Source organism: Corynebacterium sp. LaCa_282 (genome assembly GCF_057198125.1).
The window spans coordinates 1,628,511-1,648,998 of sequence record NZ_CP191095.1 but is presented as its reverse complement, the minus strand read 5'-3'; the positions used below and the strand labels follow the sequence as shown (position 1 = coordinate 1,648,998).

At 60.5% G+C, this 20,488-nt stretch carries 17 protein-coding genes; 12 read left to right on the top strand and 5 right to left on the bottom strand.

Annotated elements, in window-relative coordinates:
* Positions 1-12: 12 nt before the first annotated feature.
* Positions 13-1,476, top strand: a complete 1,464-nt coding sequence (sepX, locus tag ACP8KU_RS07700; RefSeq protein ID WP_302521871.1) for a divisome protein SepX/GlpR — start codon at positions 13-15, stop codon at positions 1,474-1,476.
* Here the strand turns inward: sepX and ACP8KU_RS07695 are convergent.
* Entirely contained in the window at positions 1,473-2,135 is a 663-nt protein-coding gene (locus ACP8KU_RS07695) for a DNA-3-methyladenine glycosylase I (RefSeq protein ID WP_284623143.1), read from the bottom strand. The two genes, sepX and ACP8KU_RS07695, sit on opposite strands and share 4 nt — an antisense overlap.
* Before the next feature lie 171 nt (positions 2,136-2,306).
* Here ACP8KU_RS07695 and ACP8KU_RS07690 point away from each other — a divergent pair, with 171 nt between their 5' ends.
* Positions 2,307-2,720 (top strand): DoxX family protein, encoded by a 414-nt coding sequence (locus ACP8KU_RS07690; RefSeq protein ID WP_005279936.1) that lies wholly within the window; start codon positions 2,307-2,309, stop codon positions 2,718-2,720.
* Entirely contained in the window at positions 2,707-3,408 is a 702-nt protein-coding gene (locus ACP8KU_RS07685) for a zf-HC2 domain-containing protein (RefSeq protein ID WP_023028545.1), read from the top strand. The genes ACP8KU_RS07690 and ACP8KU_RS07685 overlap by 14 nt, the downstream gene beginning before the upstream one ends.
* A gap of 20 nt (positions 3,409-3,428) precedes the next feature.
* Here the strand turns inward: ACP8KU_RS07685 and ACP8KU_RS07680 are convergent, their stop codons facing one another.
* Complete coding sequence (locus tag ACP8KU_RS07680) at positions 3,429-4,958, bottom strand: dolichyl-phosphate-mannose--protein mannosyltransferase (protein WP_484484163.1); 1,530 nt, start codon at positions 4,956-4,958, stop codon at positions 3,429-3,431.
* 120 nt (positions 4,959-5,078) lie between these two features.
* Here ACP8KU_RS07680 and rsmI point away from each other — a divergent pair, with 120 nt between their 5' ends.
* The 3 genes from rsmI to metG all read left to right on the top strand — a co-directional run bounded on the left by rsmI (position 5,079) and on the right by metG (position 10,033).
* Positions 5,079-5,927 carry a 16S rRNA (cytidine(1402)-2'-O)-methyltransferase gene (gene rsmI / locus ACP8KU_RS07675; protein WP_284610314.1) on the top strand — a complete coding sequence of 283 codons (849 nt, stop codon included), beginning with the start codon at positions 5,079-5,081 and terminating at the stop codon, positions 5,925-5,927.
* 282 nt (positions 5,928-6,209) lie between these two features.
* Entirely contained in the window at positions 6,210-8,066 is a 1,857-nt protein-coding gene (locus ACP8KU_RS07670) for a BCCT family transporter (protein ID WP_484483555.1), read from the top strand.
* A 134-nt stretch (positions 8,067-8,200) separates the two neighbouring features.
* Positions 8,201-10,033 carry a methionine--tRNA ligase gene (gene metG, locus ACP8KU_RS07665; protein WP_484483554.1) on the top strand — a complete coding sequence of 611 codons (1,833 nt, stop codon included), beginning with the start codon at positions 8,201-8,203 and terminating at the stop codon, positions 10,031-10,033.
* Positions 10,034-10,126: 93 nt separating this feature from the next.
* Here the strand turns inward: metG and ACP8KU_RS07660 are convergent, their stop codons facing one another.
* The gene (locus ACP8KU_RS07660; protein WP_126318642.1) at positions 10,127-10,627 is read right to left on the bottom strand and encodes a GNAT family N-acetyltransferase; all 501 of its coding nucleotides are present in this window, start codon (positions 10,625-10,627) and stop codon (positions 10,127-10,129) included.
* Positions 10,628-10,638: 11 nt separating this feature from the next.
* On the bottom strand, positions 10,639-11,133 hold the full coding sequence (locus ACP8KU_RS07655) for a GNAT family N-acetyltransferase (RefSeq protein ID WP_081445489.1): 495 nt from the start codon (positions 11,131-11,133) through the stop codon (positions 10,639-10,641).
* 25 nt (positions 11,134-11,158) lie between these two features.
* Here ACP8KU_RS07655 and ACP8KU_RS07650 point away from each other — a divergent pair, with 25 nt between their 5' ends.
* The 4 genes from ACP8KU_RS07650 to ACP8KU_RS07635 all read left to right on the top strand — a co-directional run bounded on the left by ACP8KU_RS07650 (position 11,159) and on the right by ACP8KU_RS07635 (position 15,393).
* Entirely contained in the window at positions 11,159-11,995 is an 837-nt protein-coding gene (locus tag ACP8KU_RS07650; protein ID WP_035108602.1) for a TatD family hydrolase, read from the top strand.
* A gap of 273 nt (positions 11,996-12,268) precedes the next feature.
* A complete protein-coding gene (locus tag ACP8KU_RS07645) occupies positions 12,269-13,444 on the top strand; it encodes a resuscitation-promoting factor (protein WP_005279948.1) in 1,176 nt (391 codons plus the stop codon).
* A gap of 108 nt (positions 13,445-13,552) precedes the next feature.
* Positions 13,553-14,416 carry a 16S rRNA (adenine(1518)-N(6)/adenine(1519)-N(6))-dimethyltransferase RsmA gene (gene rsmA, locus ACP8KU_RS07640; protein ID WP_005279949.1) on the top strand — a complete coding sequence of 288 codons (864 nt, stop codon included), beginning with the start codon at positions 13,553-13,555 and terminating at the stop codon, positions 14,414-14,416.
* Complete coding sequence (locus tag ACP8KU_RS07635; protein WP_005279951.1) at positions 14,413-15,393, top strand: 4-(cytidine 5'-diphospho)-2-C-methyl-D-erythritol kinase; 981 nt, start codon at positions 14,413-14,415, stop codon at positions 15,391-15,393. The genes rsmA and ACP8KU_RS07635 overlap by 4 nt, the downstream gene beginning before the upstream one ends.
* A 55-nt stretch (positions 15,394-15,448) precedes the next feature.
* Here ACP8KU_RS07635 and ACP8KU_RS07630 read toward each other — a convergent pair whose 3' ends face one another.
* Positions 15,449-16,768, bottom strand: a complete 1,320-nt coding sequence (locus ACP8KU_RS07630) for a hypothetical protein (protein WP_484483553.1) — start codon at positions 16,766-16,768, stop codon at positions 15,449-15,451.
* Positions 16,769-16,859: 91 nt separating this feature from the next.
* Between ACP8KU_RS07630 and ACP8KU_RS07625 the strand changes: the two genes are divergently transcribed.
* Together ACP8KU_RS07625 and ACP8KU_RS07620 are read left to right on the top strand one after the other, a co-directional pair.
* Positions 16,860-18,668, top strand: a complete 1,809-nt coding sequence (locus tag ACP8KU_RS07625; protein WP_284623145.1) for an ABC-F family ATP-binding cassette domain-containing protein — start codon at positions 16,860-16,862, stop codon at positions 18,666-18,668.
* Positions 18,635-20,368, top strand: coding sequence for an alpha/beta-hydrolase family protein (locus tag ACP8KU_RS07620; RefSeq protein WP_484483552.1), 1,734 nt, complete (start codon positions 18,635-18,637; stop codon positions 20,366-20,368). The genes ACP8KU_RS07625 and ACP8KU_RS07620 overlap by 34 nt, the downstream gene beginning before the upstream one ends.
* Positions 20,369-20,488 lie beyond the last annotated feature (120 nt).

Genomic DNA, 20,488 nt, shown 5'->3' with positions numbered 1-20,488 from the left:
GGTCCTTAAGTCGTGTCCACAGCTGTGCCAGTTATCGCAATCATCGTGGTGTGGCTCTTCGTGCTCGCGCCGTGGCTACTGGGTAGGAGCAACCGCCCGATGAGCCATACCGGCGAGGCATTTGAGGATACCCGCGTGCTCTTTTCCGGTGATTCCGGCAATGTCGCCGGCCGCCGCCGCCCGCGCTTGCGGGCCGATGATGTCCACTGCAGCGGCTCGGATGAGGATTACGACTACGAGGTCGTATCCGCTGCCGCTGAGGACCCGGACAGCGAGGCAGACGTCGATGACGTGCTGATCGATGAGGAAGCAGAAGACCGTTCTTCCCACGCGCAGTCGCGGACCATTGCTGGCGCTGCCCGCCGCGCCCGGGCGCAACCCTTTGGCGTAGGTGGCCGCGCATACCGCTCCGCCGCAGACGAGGATGAGGCTGACGCGCGCGACGAGCAGGCCACCCAGGCTGGTGGGCCGGCAGAGACCATCGAGGGTGAAGTCATTGAGGAATCCGCGGTTCCAGCAGCTGCTGACTCACCCGACGCGACCGATTCCACAGAAGCAGCCGATAGCGCACGCACGTCCAATGATTCCGACGATGCAGATGCGGACGTTGACGATGCCGATGATGTCTTGCTTGATGATGACGAGCGCGCCGCCGGGGAAGAAGGCGATGCAAAGCGCAAGCGCCGCCGCGGCGATGTGGTTGCCAATTCCACCGAGTCTTTCACCGCGCCGGTGGCAGCAGACATTGCCGAGGATGCGTACGACTATGACGAGACCTATACCTCCCCGGTAGATCTGATGTACCCAGGTGCGGTCGATCCTGCTCCTGTTATCGATGCCGAAGAGGCAGACACCGCAGAGACCGACTCGGAAGAGCCGGAGAACGACGGTGCACTCGAGGAATCCGCGGAAGCAGATGAGTACGGCGCCCGTGGTGCTGAGGACGCGGCGCTGAATACCGACCTTTCTGAGGACGAGGTGGCATTTGCCCAGCGCCGCCTTGGCCGCGGTGGATGGGACCCAGTGGCGGATAAGGAAAAGTCCGCCACTCGCTATCAACGCCGCCAGCGCACGCTCATTGGCCTAGCCATCGCCGTGGTCCTCACCGTGGCCTTGGGCATTGTGGCCGGTGGATGGACTTGGTGGCTGGCAGGCATCGTCGGCGTCTTGACCGGCATCTATCTGGTGGCGCTGCGCGCACAAGTCCGCCAAGAGCAAGCACTCTTGCGCCGCCGCGTAAAGCACCTGCGCCGGGCGCGGTTGGGCGTTCACAATACTGATGATGAGGCATTGAAGATCCCCCGCAACCTGCGCCGTCCGGGTGCGGTCGTCGTCGAAATCGATGATGAAAGCCCCGACTTTGAGCACCTTCCCTTAAGCTACAGCGACGATGAAGACGGCGACTTTGATGGCCCACACGCCGGGCCCGATGGGGTAGGGCGCCGCGATGACTTGGCCGCTCGCCGCGCGGGTTAATTAGCCCGCTGCGCCTCGCTTCCGTGCAGTTTTTCGGTTTCCTCCGGCCATACGCCGGAGGTTGCCCGGCGGTGGGAGCCTAAGAGATGGGTATCGACCATACCGATGGCTTCCATGAGCGCAAAGCAGGTCACCGGCCCCACAAACTTAAATCCGGCCTTCTTCAATTCCCGCGACATTGCCTGCGACTCGGGGCTCTTCTTCGGAATATCCTCCATGACCTCGGGATAGATATTTTCTGCGGGCTGAAAGCTCCAAATGAAATCCGCTAGTCCACCGTCTTCGCGCAGTTTAATGGTGGCCTTCGCATTATTGATGGTGGCGCGGATCTTGGGCTCGTTGCGGATAATGGTGGCATCGGCAAGCAAGTGCTCCACCTCGGCCTCGCCGAATTCCGCGACCTTTTCTGGATCAAAATGGCAAAAGGCCTCGCGGAAGGCCGGGCGCTTTTTTAATACCACGGCCCAAGACAGCCCAGACTGGAAGGACTCCAAGCTCAGGCGCTCAAAAAGACCGGCCTCGTCCCTAATGGGAAGGCCCCATTCGGTATCGTAATAATTCGTCAACAGCGACGATGTCACGGCCCACGGCGTGCGGGCTACCCCGTGCTCATCGTAGGCCAGCGGGGTGCGTTCTTCGGTGGTGGTTTCAGTGTCCATGGGAGGTTCTCCTGTTGGTATGTCGTGCCTATTGTCCTTGTCTTTCCCATTGAAGCAGCGATGGCGGGTGAGGCGCAGCGTGAGTCTTGCTAGATGGTGAAATTGCAAGCTAGGCGGGTGGGGCGGTGGCATCTTCGCGTTGGGGTGGGCATTCGATGTAGTCTATTGACCATGAATAGACCTGCCGTTCGCGATGCCGCATTGCTGCTTTTTCGGTTGGTCCTCGGACTCATTTTTATCGCGCACGGCGTGGACAAGATGTTCATGGACGGAATGGATGAGACGGTAGGGCAGTTTTCTGCCCTCGGCATCCCGCAGCCACAGATTGCCGGTTATGCCGCCGCAATCGGGGAGATGGTAGGCGGCGCCTTCCTCGTCATTGGGTTGTTGACCACCTTCGCCGCGGCGGCGCTGGCCGTGGATATGGTGGGCGCGCTGTACTTCGTGCACTGGGGCAATGGCCTTTTCGCTGGCGACGGCGGCATCGAGTACCCGTTGGTGCTGTGCATGTCGCTCATAATGATCGTTATTTTTGGTTCTGGCCGGGCGAGCTTGGATAGGGCGTTAAGCAATGTTGACGCATAGCCAAGTACAAGCAGCGATTTCCGCCCAGTTGGATGGGGAAGAGGCGGAGCTTTCCGCAGATGTCATCGACGCCCACCTGGAACACTGCGCGGAGTGCCGGGCCTTTCGCGATAAGGCAGCGGCGCTATCGCGCTCCTTAAGCTTCGTGGAACCGGCGGATTCCGGAATGGCCCCGCCGACGGACCTCTCAGAGGTGATCCTCGCCGGGGTGGAACCGGAGTGGAAGCGGGCATCGAGCGCTAGGCAGGCCAACCTCACGGTGGCGCGCATCGCCTTGGTGGTCATGGGACTTGTCTTTGCAGTGTGGGCCATCGTGCAGGTGGTACGCGCCTCCGGTCTGGTGCCGATGGGTGCAGAGGGGTCGGTGCTGGACCCCGCGGCCGATCCAGAGCGCGCCAACCTCCTGATGGAGGGCGCGGCCGTGCGCTTTGGTATGGCGTGCGGACTGCTGTGGAGCGCGTGGCGCCCAGCCTCTGTGACCGGGTTGTTCCCGGTATCAGCCACGATGTTTGCGTTTCTTTTTGGTTTTGGCGTGCGCGATATTGCGCTGGGCACCGTCACCATGGAGCAGGTCTATTTGCTTATTGCCACCGCGCTATCGACCATCAGCCTGGCCTGGGCATGGGCGGCCGAGAAGGGCTACCTGGTGCGCGCGTGGTGGAAATCCCTGAACGCGCAGCCACACTAAGGCGAACGGGCCTCTGCCACCTATTTCCAGCTGGGCAGCCACATCATGGACTGGTACCAAGATTCCGGGATGATGAAGCCGTATAAGATGGGCGCGAAGTAGAAGAACATCGCGACCACCAGCGCGAGGTAGCAGGCGGCGGCAAATGTTCCCCGCCGCATCGTTCCACCAGCGATGCGCGTTACCCACCGCCACCTGATGGGCTTACCGTGCCCGACCATTTGGCCCAGTATGAGGGCAAGAAGCACGATGACAAAGGGGATAAACGCGGTGGCATAAAAGAAGTACATCTGCCGGTCAAAGGCTGCGAGCCACGGGAGGAATCCGGCCGCGAAGCCCACGAGGGGGATGAGGAAGGCGCGGTTGCGGCGGATGATAAGGGACCACAGCCCCCATAGCACCGCGGGGACCACCAGCCACCAGATCGCCGGGGTGCCAAAGAGGTAGAGCATCTTGCGGCATTCGCCACCGCCGCTGCATTCCAGATCCGTACTGGAGTAGTACAAGATGGGCCGAGCGCCGGCCAGCCATGCCCACGGCTTGGAATCCCACGGGTGGTGGTGGCCACCGGAAGAGGTCAAGCTCGCGTGAAAATCTAACACAGAAGAGTGGTAATAAAACCAGCCGGCCATAGGTTCCGGTAAGTGCATGAGCCACGAGTCTTCCCCGATGGTCCCATCCACCTTGGCGTGCCGGTAGACCGCGGTTTCTGAGGCGAACCACGCGCGCCAGCTCCACACATAAATCATTATTGGCACGGCTACTAGGGAGGCAAGTGCCGCGGGTGTATCGCGAATGAGCGTGCCCACAATATAGCGGCGAATGCCGTACTTGCGGCGCAACGCGAGGTCGCTAAAGACGCAGAGCAGGCCGAAGAACATGATGTAGTACAGCCCGGACCACTTCACGGCGAGCGATAGTCCTAGGAAGACTCCAGCGGTAAAGCGCCACCACCGGAAGCCAAAACGCGGGCCGAAGGGGGAGGTGCCTATTCCGCCGCTCAGCAGGGCGTCGTGCAGGCGCTCGCGCATTTGTTGATGATCGCGGGCTAGCGCCCACGCGGCGGCGACGATGAAAAAGACCTGGAAGATATCCAGCATGCCAAACTTCGCGGAGACCAAGAGTACGCCATCGCAGACGGCCAAAATGCCGGCAAAGGTGGCCACCTGCCAGGAAAAGGACAGCCGGCGGGCCAGCGCCATGGTCATCAGCACGGTGGCGACGCCGAAGAGGGCCGTCATCAAGCGCCAGCCCAGCGGGGTATAACCAAAGACCCATTCTGAAAGGGCAATGATCTGCTTGCCCAGCGGCGGGTGAACGACGAGTCCAAAGCCCGGGTTGGTCTCAATGCCGCCGATGAATAAGTTATCCCAGCTTTTGACCATGTCCCAGGCCTGCGGCACATAGTGCTTTTCATCGAAGACGGGCGTGCCCTGGGACACCGGCGCGGTAAGGCCCACGAACCGGGTAATGAGCGCGAGAACCGCGATGATGCCGGTGCTAATCCAATCGGCCTTGCCCCACGTATAGGCACGCGGTGCCGGCGGCATCACACGGTTATGCGGGGTGCGCGGTGAGCTAGCGGGGGCAGCGGTAGCAATAGTCACGAAGAAGAGTTTAGGCCACGAGCCTGCGCGCGGGCGCATAGGAGAATGTGGAATGCTAGAGGCATGTCAGCTTTAGGTCTGGACCCACTTCCGCGCGGCGTTATCCTTGCCGCCACGCCCTTGGGAAATGTCGGTGATGCCTCGGCGCGCCTGATGCAGGCATTGGCGCATGCTGATGTCATCGCCGCCGAAGATACCCGCCGCGTGCGCAACCTGGCGCAGGCCCTGGGCATCGAAATTTCCGGGTCCGTGGTATCCAACTTTGACCACAATGAGCAGGCGCGTGCGCAGCAGCTTATCGATGCCGCCCAGCACGGCACCGTCCTCGTGGTCACCGATGCCGGCATGCCGATCATCTCCGATCCCGGCCTGTCACTGGTGGCCGCGGCCGCCGAAAGAGATATTCCCGTGACGTGTTTTCCAGGCCCCTCGGCGGTGCCCACGGCGCTCGCCCTCTCTGGTCTGGGCGTGGGCCACTTCCTCTTCGATGCATTCCCTCCGCGCAAGCCCGGTCCGCGAAAGGCGTGGCTGGAATCGCTGCGCAATGAAAAGCGTGCCATCGTATTTTTTGAATCGCCCCACCGCATCGCCGATACGCTTGCCGATGCCGCCCAGGTCCTCGGCGGCGATCGCCCCGCCGCGGTGTGCCGCGAGCTGACCAAGACATACGAGGAAGTGCGCCGCGGCTCGCTAGCTGAGCTGGCCGAATGGGCGAGCGAGGGAGTCAAGGGCGAGATTACCGTGGTCATTGAAGGCGGAACCGGCGCTGCCGTGACCGCCGCGGATCTCGTCCCACAGGCCTTGGAGTTGGCCGAGGCTGGCATGCGCTTGAAGGACGCGTGCAAGCAGGCCGCCAAGGGGAGTGGGGTATCCAATCGGGAGCTTTATGATGCCGCACTAGAGGCCCGCTGAGTGCCCGTTAGCTGAGCACTTGTTGAGGTGACAGCAGCTTATTTCTATGCAGTGTATAAAAGGTCACAATTAACCGTGCTAGCAGGTAGTTTCACGCTTCTGTATAAGTTATCGAATCGTTATACTTTCCGGGCGTGTGGCGCCTAAAAGCCGTCTACGTGGGGATATGCCACCTATAGTCATGCAGGAAACCTTAAGGAAACGCTCAAAAATGTGCGTAAGCTGGGGTTTTGATAGAAAAGTGGTTTGAAAAATTGGGGTCACGCCACCAATGTAGAAAGCATGACTAATACTGAAAATAACGGCGCTGGTGTGCCCGAAGAAGGGAAGGGGCCCGGCGAATCTCCTGCTGGGGCCACTTCTACTGCTTCGAGCGATCAGCCGATTGAGGATTATCAAACGGTAGAAGAGACGCTGGATGAGCAGACGGCGACGAGCCAAATCCAGGACATGATCAACTCTGAGGGGTTCCACCCCGAAGAGTATGACGATCCGGAAATCGAAATCGCCGCAGACCGCGATAATATCCCGATTGACTGGACCATCATGGGTATCGCTGGTGTGCTTGTTGCCGCCATCGTTATTTGGGGCCTTGCCGCGCCGGATAACTTCGCGGACTTTTCTTCCGCGGCCCTGACGTGGGTCGTCGATAAGTTCGGTTGGGCCTACGTGCTCTTTGGCACCGTCTTCGTGGCCTTCGTTATCTTCATCGCTTCCTCTAAATTTGGCACCATCAAGTTGGGCCACATTAATGAGGAACCGGAGTTTTCCACGCCTTCGTGGATTGCCATGATGTTCGCTGCCGGTATGGGCATCGGCTTGATGTTCTACGGCGCTTCCGAGCCGCTGGCGAACTACCGCGACGGCACGCCCGGCCGGGGAACGGAAAACGTGGGCTCGTCCATGGCCTATGCCATGTTCCACTGGACGCTGCACCCCTGGGCTGTGTACGCCATCGTTGGTTTGGCCATCGCGTACTCCACCTACCGCATCGGCCGTAAGCAGCTGTTGAGCCAGGCCTTCGTCCCGCTCATCGGCGAGCGCCGGGCTAATGGTGGATTGGGCAAGTTCATTGACATCCTGTCCATCTTCGCCACCGTCTTCGGTACCGCCTGTTCCCTGGGCCTTGGCGCGCTGCAGATCCAGGCTGGCCTGGAGGCATCCGGCATCATCGATAACCCAACCCAGTCCGTGGTTATCGGCATTGTTTTGGTCCTGACCCTGGCTTTCTTGCTCTCCGCACTCTCCGGTGTGGGCAAGGGCATTCAGTACGTGTCCAATGCCAACATGGTCTTGGCTGCGGTGCTGGCCATCTTCGTGTTCATCTTGGGTCCAACCGTGACCATCCTGAACCAGGTTCCGGGTTCCATCGGTAACTACTTCAACTACTTCACCGAGATGATCGGCCGTACCGCCGAGTCCGAAAACGGCACCGCCGGCGAGTGGCTGTCTGGCTACACCATCTTCTACTGGGCATGGTGGGTCTCCTGGTCCCCATTCGTGGGCATGTTCTTGGCACGCATTTCCCGCGGCCGTTCCGTCCGCGAGTTCTGCTTGGGCGTCCTGCTCATCCCAGCCGGCGTTTCCACCCTGTGGTTCGCCATCTTCGGTGGCACCGCAATCCACATGGAGCAAAACGGCGAATCCATCACCGGCGAATCCGCCGAGGTAGAGCTGTTTAACCTTCTCCACAACCTGCCTGGTGGCTTCATTGCCGGCGTCGTTGCCGTCATCTTGCTGTCCACCTTCTTCATTACGTCTGCGGACTCCGCCTCCACCGTGATGGGATCGATGACCCAGAATGGTGCCGCAACCGCGAAGCCGTGGCTATCCGCCATGTGGGGTGCTCTGACCGCAGCCGTTGGCCTGACCCTGCTCTTGGTTAATGAGGACGCGCTGTCCAACCTGCAGAACGTCACCATCGTGGCGGCGCTGCCGTTCTTGTTCATCGTCATTGGCTTGATGTTCGCCATCTACAAGGACTTGAGCAATGACATTATTTACCTCGAGTACCGCGAGGCGCAGCAGTTCCAGCGCAAGATGGCCCGCGAGCGCCGCTTGCACCGCGACTACCAGCGCACGCAGGAACTCAAGAAGCGTCGCAACGAGCGTTTGAAGAACCCGATGAAGCGCAAGTAGATAAAGCATCTACCGCCTTTGGTAGCAGCGCCCGCCGCTTTCCCGCACGAGGGAAGGAGGCGGGCGCTTTTCGGCTGTAGAGGTTATGTGCCCTCAACGTGTGTTCGTGCAGGTGCTTCGATAAACTGGACTCCATGACTGAGTCTTTAGTAGTAAATGTTGCCTGGCCATATGCCAATGGCCCGCGCCACATCGGTCACGTGGCTGGCTTTGGCGTTCCCTCTGACGTATTCGCCCGCTTCCAGCGAATGCGCGGCCGCAACGTACTCATGGTCTCCGGCACGGATGAGCACGGCACCCCGTTGCTGGTCCAGGCCGATAAGGAAGGCGTATCCGTCCGCGAACTCGCGGACCGCTATAACCGCCAGATCGTCAACGATCTGGCCAACCTCGGCTTGTCGTATGACCTTTTTACCCGCACTACCACCCGCAACCACTACTCGGTGGTGCAGGAACTTTTCAAGGGCCTCAATGAGAATGGCTACATGCTTAAAGAGACCACCAAGGGGGCAATCTCGCCGTCCACCGGCCGCACGCTGCCAGATCGCTATATCGAGGGCACGTGCCCCATCTGCGGCGCGGATGGCGCCCGCGGTGATCAGTGCGATAACTGCGGCAACCAGCTGGACCCGGTAGACCTCATTGACCCGGTATCCAAGATCAACGGCGAAACCCCGCAGTTCGTGGAGACCGAGCACTTCCTGTTGGATCTGCCCTCCCTTAAGGACGAGCTGCAAAAGTGGCTTTCCACCCGCGAGGATTGGCGCCCGAACGTGCTGAAGTTCTCCCTCAACCTGCTGGAGGATATGCGCCCGCGCACAATGACCCGCGATATCGACTGGGGCATTCCCATTCCGGTGGACGGCTGGCAGGACAATAACGCGAAGAAGCTGTACGTGTGGTTCGATGCCGTCGTGGGCTACTTGTCTGCCTCCATCGAGTGGGCGCACCGCACCGGCCAGCCGGAGGCGTGGAAGGAATTCTGGCAGGACCCAGAAACCCGCCACTATTACTTCCAGGGCAAGGACAATATCACCTTCCACTCGCAGATCTGGCCGGCGGAATTGCTGGGCTATGCGGGCAAGGGCTCGAAGGGCGGCGAGCTGCACCAGTACGGCGAGCTGGACCTGCCCACGGAAATCGTGTCCTCGGAATACTTGACGATGTCCGGCTCCAAGTTCTCCTCCTCCAAGGGCGTGGTGATCTACGTTAAAGACTTCCTGGCGGAGTTTGGCCCGGATCCGCTGCGTTACTTCATTGCCGTGGCTGGCCCGGAAAACAACGACGCGGACTTTACGTGGGATGAATTCGTGCGCCGCGTCAATAATGAGCTGGCCAATGGCTGGGGCAACCTGGTCAACCGCACTGTGTCCATGGCGCACAAGAACTTCGGCGAGGTTCCGGTTCCAGCAGCCCTAGAGGCGCGCGACGAGGCCATTTTGCAGCTGGCGGAGGAGACCTTTACCACCGCCGGTAACCTGCTGGAGCAATCCAAGTTCAAGCAGGCCATTGTCTCCATCATGCACGTGGTGGGCGAGGCGAATGCCTATATCGCCTCCCAGGAGCCGTGGAAGCTGGCCAAGGATGAAACCCAGCGCGAGCGCCTGGCCACCGTGTTGTGGACCGCCCTGCAGGTCGTGTCTGACTGCAACGTCATGCTCACCCCGTTCCTACCGTTTACCGCACAAAAGGTGCACGAGACCCTGGGCCGCACCGGCGAATGGGCCGCGCAGCCTGAGGTGCGCGAGGTCAAGGACGATATCCCGGTTGAGCTCGTGGGTGCGGGGCTTCCCCCAGAAAACCACGAATATCCGGTGATTATGGGTGACTACACCCAGCAGCAGGCCAAGTGGGAGCGCATCCAGGTGGCACCGGGTACGACCTTGGCAAAGCCGAAGCCGCTCATTTCCAAGCTGGATCCAGAGCTCGGCGAAACCGGCCCGGAATGGGCACCGGTGATGAACTAGCTGGGTAACCCCAGCGTAGATACAAAGGCGCGGTGGCCAATCCCAATGAGAGGGGGAGGCCACCGCGCTTTTGCTATGCCTTAAAGGCTCTGCCTAGTGCTGGAAATCGCGCTGCAGGTGAACTAAGCCCAGGCGCACGCCGTCCTTGGTGTGGATATTGGGCATGCGGCCGGTTTCTTTAAACCCAAACTTCTTGTGCAGCGCAATGGAACCGGCATTGGTATCCACGATATAGGTAATCATGGTCTCGATATAGGGATCATCGGCGGCGATGTCCATGAGGGCATCGAGAAGCTCAGAGCCCACGCCCTTGCCCTGGGCTGCGGGGGAGATATACACGGAATCTTCGACGGTGCCGTAATAGATGGCGGGCGTGACGAATTGAAAGTAGGCGGCCCAGCCGATGATTTCATCATCGTCCACGGCAACGAGCACGGGCGAGCCGGCCTTGGACAATTCTTTTAGCCAATCCTCGCGCTCAGAAACCTCTTCTTGCCAGGTAATGAGGTTATTGGCCGGTTTAGCCGCGGAGGCGGCGTTGTAGATGGCGGAAATGGAGGGGGCATCGGCAAGCTCGGCGGGGCGAATATGCATCAAAAAGTCCTTTACACCAGAAGTTCTAAGTGGGTGAGGCTAAGCCAGTGATCGAATTTGTAGGTTACCTCTTTGAGAGTTCCCACGTTTTCAAACCCGAACTTTTCGTGCAACTTTAATGATGCTGTATTAGTAGACACGATTAAGGCGAGCAGCGCATGCACCTTGTCATCTGCCCGGGCGCGGTCTACTAGCTCACTCATAAGCGCGGTGCCTACGCCTTGGCCTTGGGCATTGGGGGAAAGATAAATCGTGGTTTCATAGCAGCCCTGCCAGATGCGGGGATCGCGGTAGGGGTGATAGAGCGCCCAGCCTAGGTATTCGCCAGCATTGGTTTCGGCAACGAGGAAGGGACATCCCAATTCCTGAATATGACGCAGGTGTTCTTCGCGCTCTGCCACGGTAACTGGGGTGGAGTCAAAGATGACGTCGGTATGCTCGATGGCCCAGTTGAGGGTATCGGTCATGGCGGGGACATCGCTCAGGTCCGCTGGTCTGATCAACATAGCTGCCAATATTACAATTGCGGGTATGTCTAAAAAGAAGCCACGTCCTACTCCCATTCCGGCCCCAGGGCTCAGCGGCCTCAGCGATGCGCATACCCACCTTTTCTCGCATAAAGACACCGATGAGGTGCTGGTCAACCGCGCCCGCGCCGCAGGGGTATCCCGCCTGGTTACGGTTGGCGATGACCGCCGCGAGTCCGAGGCGGCCCTTGCGACCGCGCGCGCTTTTCCCAATGTGTATGCCGCCTGCGCCATCCACCCGGTGCGGGCGAATGAACTAGACGCGCCCACCAAAGCCGCGTTGGAGGAGATGGTGGCGGATCCGCGGTGCGTGGCGGTGGGGGAGACCGGCATGGATGCCTATTGGGTCCACCACGAACCGGAGACGACCGCGAGCTTGGTCCAGCAGGAGGAATCCCTGCGCTGGCATATCGATCTGGCGGTGCGCACCGGCAAGACGCTTATGATCCACAACCGCGAGGCGGACCAAGACCTGCTGCGCATTCTTGCCGATGCCCCCACGCCCACCACCGTCATGCTCCACTGCTTCTCCTCGCCGCTGCGCGTGGCAGAAGAGGCGCTCGAGCGCGGCTACGTCTTGTCCTTTGCTGGCAATGTCACCTTCAAGCGCAATGCGGAGCTGCGTCAGGCGGCGGCGCTGGCCCCGGCGGGGCAATTGCTCGTGGAAACCGATGCGCCATTTATGACCCCGGAGCCCTTCCGCGGGCAGCGCAACGAGCCATCCCTCATCGGGCACACCTATGACTGCATCGCCCGGGCGCGCCACCAGACCACGCAGGCCTTGGCGGCGGAGGTCAATGAGACTTTTGACCGCGTATATGGGCTCAATACAGAGCAGTAGTGAGGATCGTCACAAAATTAAATCCGCTGGTCGCTGGTGGCATGGGTGCTGGATGTGACAACTGTTTTCGCCCGTTATAGCTGTGGCGCAGCGCTTCTCGACTTTCCCCACCCGTTATCGTATTGTTATTGATTGTTCGTTGAGGCTTTATGCCTCTACCTTCCCGCAGCGTTGCTCCACAGTGGGGCAGTCGCGGTACCGCCGCTGGTTTCCCTAGGCCAGCGGCAACAATTGTGATACTGGATAGACAGCACCACCGGAGATTAACTACACATGGCACCTCACCACATTAAGCGCATCAATAATTCACGTTCCCTGCCGCTGCGCCTGGCAACGGGTGGCGTCTTGAGCACCCTCGCCGTCGGCGGTGTCGTGGCGGTTGCCGCGCAGAAGGACCTGGTCGTAGACGTCAACGGCGACAAGGTTGAGCTGGCTACCTTTGCCAAGGACGTAGACGGTGTACTGCAGGCCGCCGGCGTCCAGGTGGGAGAAGAGGATATCGTCTCGCCCGCACCGTCTGAGTCCGTGGCCGATGGTGATGAGATTTCCGTGCGCACCGCCAAGCCGGTTGCCGTGTCCATCGATGGTGAACAGCAGCAGCTTTCTACCACCGATCTCACCGTTTCTGATCTGCTCAATAACCTGCAGGGTGTAAACCCAGGAGCTGCCGTGAAGTCTGGCGAGGATGACGTGGATAAGGATGCCCAGCTAAAAGACGGCATGGATCTAGAAGTCGTCTCCCCGAAGATCATCAAGATCAACGATGGCGGCAAGAATACCTACACCAAGATTGCCGCCAAGACCGTGGGCGATGTGCTCAAGGAGCGCGGTATCAAGCTCGGTGAGGATGACCGCGTCTTCCCGGCCAAGGAAGAAAAGGTCACCGAGGGCATGTCTATCAAGGTAGAGCGGATAGACATCCAGACCGAAGATGTCACCGAGGAATTCGACGCCGAGCCGAATTTCGTGGATGACCCTGAGCTGGAAGCCGGCGCCGAAGAGGTGCGCGAGCAGGGCGAAAAGGGTAAGCGCGAGATCACCCGCAAGGTGGTGCTGAAAAACGGCAAGAAGGAATCCGAAGAGGTCATCAAGGATGAGGTCGTTGTAGGACCAAAGCCTGCGACCATCGCCCGAGGCACCAAACAAGCGGAGCCGGAACCGCAAGGCGGTAACTCGGGCGCGGCTGCCCCTGCCGTGGCTGATGGCTCCGTATGGGATGCCATCGCGCAGTGTGAGTCCAACGGTAACTGGTCCATTAATACCGGCAATGGTTTCTCCGGGGGCCTGCAGTTCGCGCCGTCCACCTGGGCTGGTCTCGGCGGTACCGAATACGCCCCTGAGGCTTGGCAGGCCACCCGCGAGCAACAAATTGCCGTGGCACAAAAGGTGCAGGCCGCCCAGGGTTGGGGCGCATGGCCTGCATGTACCGCCAAGTTGGGACTGCGCTAAAAAGCACGCGCCACACCGCGCATTCTGCACCGCACCTCGCGTCACCGCATTCCGCGTCACCACGACGCGGGGTGCGACTTTCTGCATTCTTCTACTAGGTTAGAAAACATGACTGATTCCCCGGGCGCCGCGTTTTTAGGCCCAGTAGAAATCCGAGCTTTAGCGGAGAAACTGGATATCACGCCCACCAAGAAGTTGGGGCAGAATTTTCTCCACGACCCCAATACCATCCGCCGCATCATCGCGGCGGCGGACCTGGACCCCACAGACCACGTCGTGGAGGTCGGCCCTGGGTTGGGGTCGCTGACCCTCGGGTTGGTGGAGACCGTCCAGGATCTCACCGCGGTGGAGATCGATCCGCGCTTGGCCGCGCAGCTGCCGGAAACGGTGGGCGAGCGCGCGGAGGACTACGCTAAGCGCCTGCGCGTGGTGGAAAAGGACGCGCTGCGCGTGACCAGCGAAGATGTCGCTGCACCTACGGCGCTGGTGGCCAACCTGCCTTATAACGTGGCGGTGCCGGTGCTCCTGCACTTTTTGGAAACCTTTCCCTCCATCCGCCGCGTGCTCGTTATGGTGCAGCTGGAGGTGGCGCAGCGCCTCGCTGCGGAGCCCGGCAGCAAGATCTACGGCGTGCCTTCCGTGAAGGCTGGCTTTTATGGCGCGGTGAGCCAGGCTGGGACCATTGGCAAGAATGTCTTTTGGCCCGCGCCCAATATCGCCTCCGGCTTGGTGCGCATCGATGTCTTCGATACCCCGCCTTGGCCGGTCGACGATGCCGCGCGCGCTGCGGTATGGCCGCTTGTCGATGCCGCCTTTGCCCAACGCCGCAAAACCCTCCGCGCCGCGCTATCGGGCCACTACGGCTCCGGCGCAGCCGCCGAGGAGGCCTTGCGCGCGGCCGGAATCGATCCGAAGCAGCGCGGGGAGAAGCTCGCTGTTGCAGACTTTGTACGATTGGCAGGACTACAGTGAACGCATCGCACGGAAACGAGCCGATTACCTATACCGCGCATGCGCACGCCAAGGTCAATGTGCACCTTGGCGTGGCCGAGCCGCGGGAGGATGGCTTTCACGAGCTGGTCACGGTCTTTCAGTCTTTGAGCCTGCACGATACGGTAACGCTGACTGATTTAGGCAATGCCGAAGTGGATAAGCCACGCGTGCAATACCTCAAGGTATCCGGTCCGCACGAGGCGGGCGTGCCCGAGGACGATACGAACCTGGCCTGGACTGCGGTGGACCGCATCATGCAGCACTTGTATGTCACCCGCGGGGGCATCAAGATTCCGGAGGTCGGACTCGAGATCCACAAGGCGATTCCTACCGCCGGTGGCATGGCGGGCGGTTCCGCGGATGCTGCGGCTGCGCTGCGCCTTGCCGAGCGCTGTTACGGCCGTTATTACGGGATCGATTCGGTAGGCGATCACATTCTGGATGCCTTGGGTGCCGCCCTTGGCTCCGATGTTCCCTTTACCCTGCTGGGCGGTACGGCGTTAGGGACTGGGCGCGGGGAGCAATTGACTTCCATGATGACAAGGGGCACCTATCACTGGGCGCTGATCGCCTCTGATCGCGGCCTTTCTACGCCTAGCGTATTCCGCAAGCTCGATGAATTGCGCGATGCGGGGCGGGCTAGTGCACCGGCCCTCGATACCACGGAGATTTCCCAGGCACTTATTTCCGGCGATGCCCAGCGCGTGGCGGCGCACCTGCACAATGACTTGCAGCCCGCCGCGCTATCCCTGCGCCCAGATCTCCGCAAAACCTTGGAGGCAGGCATGGATGCGGGCGCGCTCAATGGCATCGTCTCCGGCAGCGGGCCTACCTGCGCCTTCTTATGTGCTTCGCAGGAAGATGCGGAGGAAATCGCAGCGCAGGTCAGCATAGAAATACCGGGCACCAAGGGCGTTGTCGCCCAGGGCCCGGCTGCGGGTGCGGAAGTGCTCTAGCTTAGGGCGATGGAGGAGGGGCATCGCCAAGCACAAGCGCTAGAGCGCTGGATATTTAGAGCACGGCCATTTCGGTGGGCTCAAAGTCCAGCTCGTAGCGGTCGGTTTCCTTACCGCGCAAGAGGTCGATGACGACGAGCTCCTTCTTCTGCGCGTCCGTGATGTAGGCATAGCCATTGGCGGCCTTCAGGATCGGGCCCGGCTGCTGCCACTCCTCGTTTTCTTTCCACTTGGAAATCGCGTCGATCTGCTTGGTGATTTCCCCGGAGTCTGGATCGATGATGTTGAGCTTGCCGTCGGTGGTCAGCACCAGTGCCTCGCCCATTGGGCCGCGCGCCAGCGAGCGGAACCAGTAGGAACCGTCCAAGTCCACCTTCTTGGCGGAGTAGTCCTCGGTATTGATCAGCGTCACGGAGGTGGGGTGCTCGTGCTCGGCGTCCTTGTCGGTCTTATTATCGGCCAGAATGACGTTCGATTCCTCAGAACCCGCGGCGTTTCCGGAGCGCTGGTAGCCTTCGGCGCCGGCGTAATCGGAGACGTCCACCTTGTGGAACTTGGAGCCGTCAAAGACTACGGGGCTGTCTTCGCAGCCGAAGAAGAGCTTACCGTTTCCAGCGGCCGCTTCGCCGTGGACGCCGGGGCATTCGGTGGTCTCATCCAGGACCTTGCCGTCCTTATCCAGGTGCTGGATGGTGTGGCGCTCGTCCTCGGTGCCCTTGGTGATGACCACGGAGCCATCCTCAAGCGGGACGGCCACGCCGTGGTGACCCTCGCCCGTCTTGACGGTGTTGACGGGCTTGGCGTCCTTGGAACCGATGTCCTCGGTCTTATAAATCTTGGCTACGCCATCGCCATCAGAAAACAGGGCGGTAAAACCATCGTGGTGGACCACGTGGCCGGCGTGGGGCGCCTTAATCTTGTCATCGCCCAGCTTCGGATCCGCGGTGTAGTAGTGGTTGTGGTCGCCGTGTTCCTTGGTGATGCGGCCGGTATCGTAGGTAAGGAAGTTATCGCCCTTGGTCACCATGACGTGGCGGTCATTGCCGGCATCGTTAAGGCGGAGGAAGGCGTTCATGTCCTCTTCATCGAGAACGTCGCCGGATTTGGCATCGTAGGTGGTCAGGCCCCCAGCGTGGGAGAAAACGATGCGCGTGGGAAGCTGGGCTACCTCGGTCTGGCCTTCTTCGGCCTCCATGCCGTCGTGGGAGTGGCCCTCGTGATCATGATCGTGGTCATGGTCGTGTTCGTGGCTTTCCGCAGTGGTGGATTCGCTGGTGTTTTGGGCGTCGGTGTCTTCTTCAGGCGCCGAGCAGGCAGCGATGGTGAGAGCTGTGGCAGAGAGGATAGTGCAGAGGGTAAGTGTGTGCTTCTTCATACATGCGCAGGGTATTGCAAGTGAATTTCGGTAGCAAGATGATTGGGAATGCGGGGGTAGCGGTGGGGAGGTATTAAGATGAGTCCCTGTTATGGCAAACCTGATTAACCTCGAGCAAGTCACCAAATCCTATGGCTTAAAAACTCTCCTTGATGGGGTATCCCTCGGCGTGCAAACCGGGGACCGCATCGGCATCGTGGGCGTGAACGGCGGCGGCAAAACCACCCTGCTGGAAGTGCTCACCGGTATCGAGCCGCCGGATTCCGGCCGCGTATCCCATACCTCGGATCTGCGCATGGCCGTGGTGACGCAGCGCTTTGATCTGCCCGAAGAGCTCACCATCGCTCAGGCGATCATTGAGCCCCTCGAGCTCGAGACCTACGAATGGGCCTCTAATGCCAAGGTGCGCGACGTGCTCGGCGGCCTTGGCATCGTGGACCTGGGGCTGGAGACTCCCGTGAGCTCCTTGTCCGGCGGTGAGCGCCGCCGCGTCAACCTTGCCGCCGCGCTGGTGCAGGATTTAGACCTCGTGGTGCTCGATGAGCCCACGAACCACCTTGACGTGGAAGGCGTGCAGTGGCTGGCGGATCACCTGCTCAAGCGCAACCTCGCCGTCATCGTGGTCACCCACGATCGCTGGTTCCTCGATACCATCGCCACCTGGACGTGGGAGGTGCACGACGGCACCGTTGATGCCTACGAGGGTGGCTACAACGACTGGACGTTCGCCCGCGCCGAGCGCGCTCGCCAGGCCGATGCGATGGAGCAACGCCGCAAAAACCTGGCCCGCAAGGAATTGGCGTGGCTGCGCCGCGGGGCACCGGCGCGTACCTCGAAACCGCGCTACCGGATTGAGGCTGCGGAAGCGCTTATTTCTGATGTTCCCGAGCCGCGCAACAAAGTCGAGCTCATGTCCTTTTCCAAGCAGCGCCAGGGCCGCGTGGTCATCGAGCTAGAAGATGCCACCGTGAAGTCCCCGGATGGCCGCACCTTGGTCGATCACCTCACCTGGCGCCTAGCCCCGGGCGAGCGCATCGGCCTCGTTGGCGTGAATGGCTCCGGAAAGACCACGCTACTGCGCACGCTCGCCGGCGAATACGAGCTCGCGGCCGGAAAGCGCATCGAGGGCCAAACCGTGCGCTTGGGCTGGCTGCGCCAGGAACTCGATGACTTGGATCCGCAGCGCCGGCTTCTCGATGCCGTCGAGGACGTTGCCACCTACGTGCAGCTAGGCAAAAAGGAACTCAGCGCCTCCCAGCTGGCCGAGCGCCTCGGCTTTTCCGCCAAGCGCCAGCGTACCCCGGTCGGTGATCTTTCCGGTGGCGAGCGCCGCCGCCTCCAGCTCACCCGCGTTCTTATGGCAGAACCCAATGTTTTGCTGCTCGACGAGCCCACTAACGACCTGGACATCGATACCCTCCAGGAGCTGGAATCCCTGCTCGATTCATGGCCGGGCACCCTGGTGGTCATCTCGCACGATCGCTACCTCATCGAGCGCATTGCGGATAATACGTACGCGCTTTTTGGCGATGGCAAGCTGACGAACCTTCCCGGTGGCATCGACGAGTACCTGCGCAAGCGCGAAGAAATCGAGGCCGGCAAGAACACTGGGGTTATAAACCTGGGAGAAAAGAAGACGGACGCGCCGGCGCCGAAGCCGGAAAAGAAGCTTTCTTCCCAGCAAGAGCGCGAAATCACCAAGAAGATGAATGCGCTTGAGCGGAAGATGCAGAAGCTGGAGAAATCCGCTGCGCAGATCAATGAGAAATTGGCCGCGGCGGCAGAAGAAGTCGATACCGAAGCGATGACCCGGCTTGATACGGAATTAAAGGGTAACCGCAGCGCCTATGAGGATTTGGAGATGGAATGGCTGGAGTTAGGGGAGAAGCTCGAGCAGTAGAAGCTCGCATCGCCGATATCGTCCGCCACCTCGATCCGTGGGGCGTTATCGGCGCCGCCATTTTGTCTACGCTGGGCCTTACTCCGTCCATTTTGCCCCGTGATTGGCCCTATCAAGGCCTGATATCGGGCCTTGCCGCCGGTTTCGGCTACGTGGTGGGCATCGGCGTGAAGCTGGTGTGGTACCGCTTCGTCGTGAGTAAATGGGCGGATAAGTATCCCTGGCTTGCCGCCTCCGCCTGGGAGCCAAAGCGCTACAGGCTGCTCGCGCGCATCGCCACAGGTGCGTTCATTGCCTGGCTGGTCGGTTTCGTTATTATCGCCGTGCGCTGGCAGCGTGAGCTCGCGAGCGTATATTCCGTGCCCGCGCCATCCATGTCCAGCTACCTGCTGGTGGTGCCCTTGGCGCTGGCGGTATTTACCCTCTTCCTGCTGATCCTGCGCTCCATTATCTTTCTGGTCCGCTGGTTGGCGCGGCGCTTCCCGCAGCGGTTTCGCTCCACCTACCGCCGCCTAGGGGCGGTAATAATCGTTGCGGTCATTGCCATCTACACCGTTGAAAACATCATTCCCGGTGCTATCGTGAGCTTGGGCGATAGGGTATTTACCGCCCAAAACGCCGACCCCGATCCGGACACCCAGCGCCCCACCCTCAGCGAGCGCTCCGGATCGCCTACTTCCGATGTCGACTGGGACGGCGTGGGCTTGCAAGGCTCCCGCTTCCTAAGCTCCGGTGCGCATAAGGACGAGCTAGAGCAGGTGACCGGCAAACCCGCCAAGGAGCCCATCCGTGCCTACGCCGGCCTGGGCAACCGCGACTCCAATGAGGGGCGGGCGCAGCTGCTTATCGATGAACTCGAGCGCACCCACGCCCAAGACCGCAAGGCCCTCCTATTGACCATGACCACCGGCACCGGCTGGGTATCGTCCTATTCCGCGCAAGCCTTCGAATTGCTCTATGGCGGGGATACCGCCATCGCCGCCGCACAGTATTCCGCCATGCCGTCCGTCTTTCACTTCTTTGGCGGCGGTAGCCAAGTAGAGCGCGCCGGGGAAGAATTCATCAACCCCATCGTGGACTGGTGGAATTCACTGCCAGAAGATGACCGGCCCAAGCTCTACCTCTACGGCGAGTCCTTAGGCACAACCGGCATCGAGGCAGCCTTTTCTGGTGTGCGCGATACCGCCAATTCCGTCGATGGCATCTTATTGACTGGCCCGCCGCACTTTAATCGGTTGCGCTCGCAGTTTGTGGAGCGCCGCGATCCCGGGTCCACGGAAATCTCGCCGGTCTACGCCGGCGGCCTCGTGGTCCGCTTTGCCAACGACGTGGACCAAGTTCGCCGCTGGGGACGCGTGCCGGAAGAAGAGTGGGGCAGGACCCGTATGCTGTATATCCAGCACCCATCCGATCCGGTGAGCTGGTGGTCGCCCGAATTGGCCTTCAAAGAGCCCGATTGGATGAAGGAAGATACCTCCTATTCCCGTGAGCGCGTGATGCAGTGGATGCCTATTATTACCTACCTGCAAGTTGCCGCAGACCTGCCTGGGGCCAAGGATGTGCCCGACGGTGTGGGCCATAATTACGGGACCTCTGTCCTCGATGGCTTTGCGGCCATCGCCGGGCCCGACGTTGCGCGTTCCATTGACTCGGAAGAACTGCAGCGGCAATTCGATGAACTCGATGTAGGTATTTATTAGACTTCTTGGGACGTTATACCTCTCGCGCAGTAACCCAGATCACTCAGAATGCCGTTTATATAACAAAGCCATATCGAAGTGGAGCGTATCCGGTAATAACCTTTCGCCCTCTGAAAAGTT

What these genes read in the sequence shown, in the direction of transcription:
- ACP8KU_RS07695 (WP_284623143.1), bottom strand. Translation starts at nt 2,135, where the DNA reads ATGGACACTGAAACCACCACCGAAGAACGCACCCCGCTGGCCTACGAT.
- ACP8KU_RS07690 (WP_005279936.1), top strand. Translation starts at nt 2,307, where the DNA reads ATGAATAGACCTGCCGTTCGCGATGCCGCATTGCTGCTTTTTCGGTTG.
- ACP8KU_RS07685 (WP_023028545.1), top strand. Translation starts at nt 2,707, where the DNA reads ATGTTGACGCATAGCCAAGTACAAGCAGCGATTTCCGCCCAGTTGGAT.
- ACP8KU_RS07680 (WP_484484163.1), bottom strand. Translation starts at nt 4,958, where the DNA reads ATGCCGCCGGCACCGCGTGCCTATACGTGGGGCAAGGCCGATTGGATT.
- rsmI (WP_284610314.1), top strand. Translation starts at nt 5,079, where the DNA reads ATGTCAGCTTTAGGTCTGGACCCACTTCCGCGCGGCGTTATCCTTGCC.
- ACP8KU_RS07670 (WP_484483555.1), top strand. Translation starts at nt 6,210, where the DNA reads ATGACTAATACTGAAAATAACGGCGCTGGTGTGCCCGAAGAAGGGAAG.
- metG (WP_484483554.1), top strand. Translation starts at nt 8,201, where the DNA reads ATGACTGAGTCTTTAGTAGTAAATGTTGCCTGGCCATATGCCAATGGC.
- ACP8KU_RS07660 (WP_126318642.1), bottom strand. Translation starts at nt 10,627, where the DNA reads ATGCATATTCGCCCCGCCGAGCTTGCCGATGCCCCCTCCATTTCCGCC.
- ACP8KU_RS07655 (WP_081445489.1), bottom strand. Translation starts at nt 11,133, where the DNA reads ATGTTGATCAGACCAGCGGACCTGAGCGATGTCCCCGCCATGACCGAT.
- ACP8KU_RS07650 (WP_035108602.1), top strand. Translation starts at nt 11,159, where the DNA reads ATGTCTAAAAAGAAGCCACGTCCTACTCCCATTCCGGCCCCAGGGCTC.
- ACP8KU_RS07645 (WP_005279948.1), top strand. Translation starts at nt 12,269, where the DNA reads ATGGCACCTCACCACATTAAGCGCATCAATAATTCACGTTCCCTGCCG.
- rsmA (WP_005279949.1), top strand. Translation starts at nt 13,553, where the DNA reads ATGACTGATTCCCCGGGCGCCGCGTTTTTAGGCCCAGTAGAAATCCGA.
- ACP8KU_RS07630 (WP_484483553.1), bottom strand. Translation starts at nt 16,768, where the DNA reads ATGAAGAAGCACACACTTACCCTCTGCACTATCCTCTCTGCCACAGCT.
- ACP8KU_RS07625 (WP_284623145.1), top strand. Translation starts at nt 16,860, where the DNA reads ATGGCAAACCTGATTAACCTCGAGCAAGTCACCAAATCCTATGGCTTA.
- ACP8KU_RS07620 (WP_484483552.1), top strand. Translation starts at nt 18,635, where the DNA reads ATGGCTGGAGTTAGGGGAGAAGCTCGAGCAGTAGAAGCTCGCATCGCC.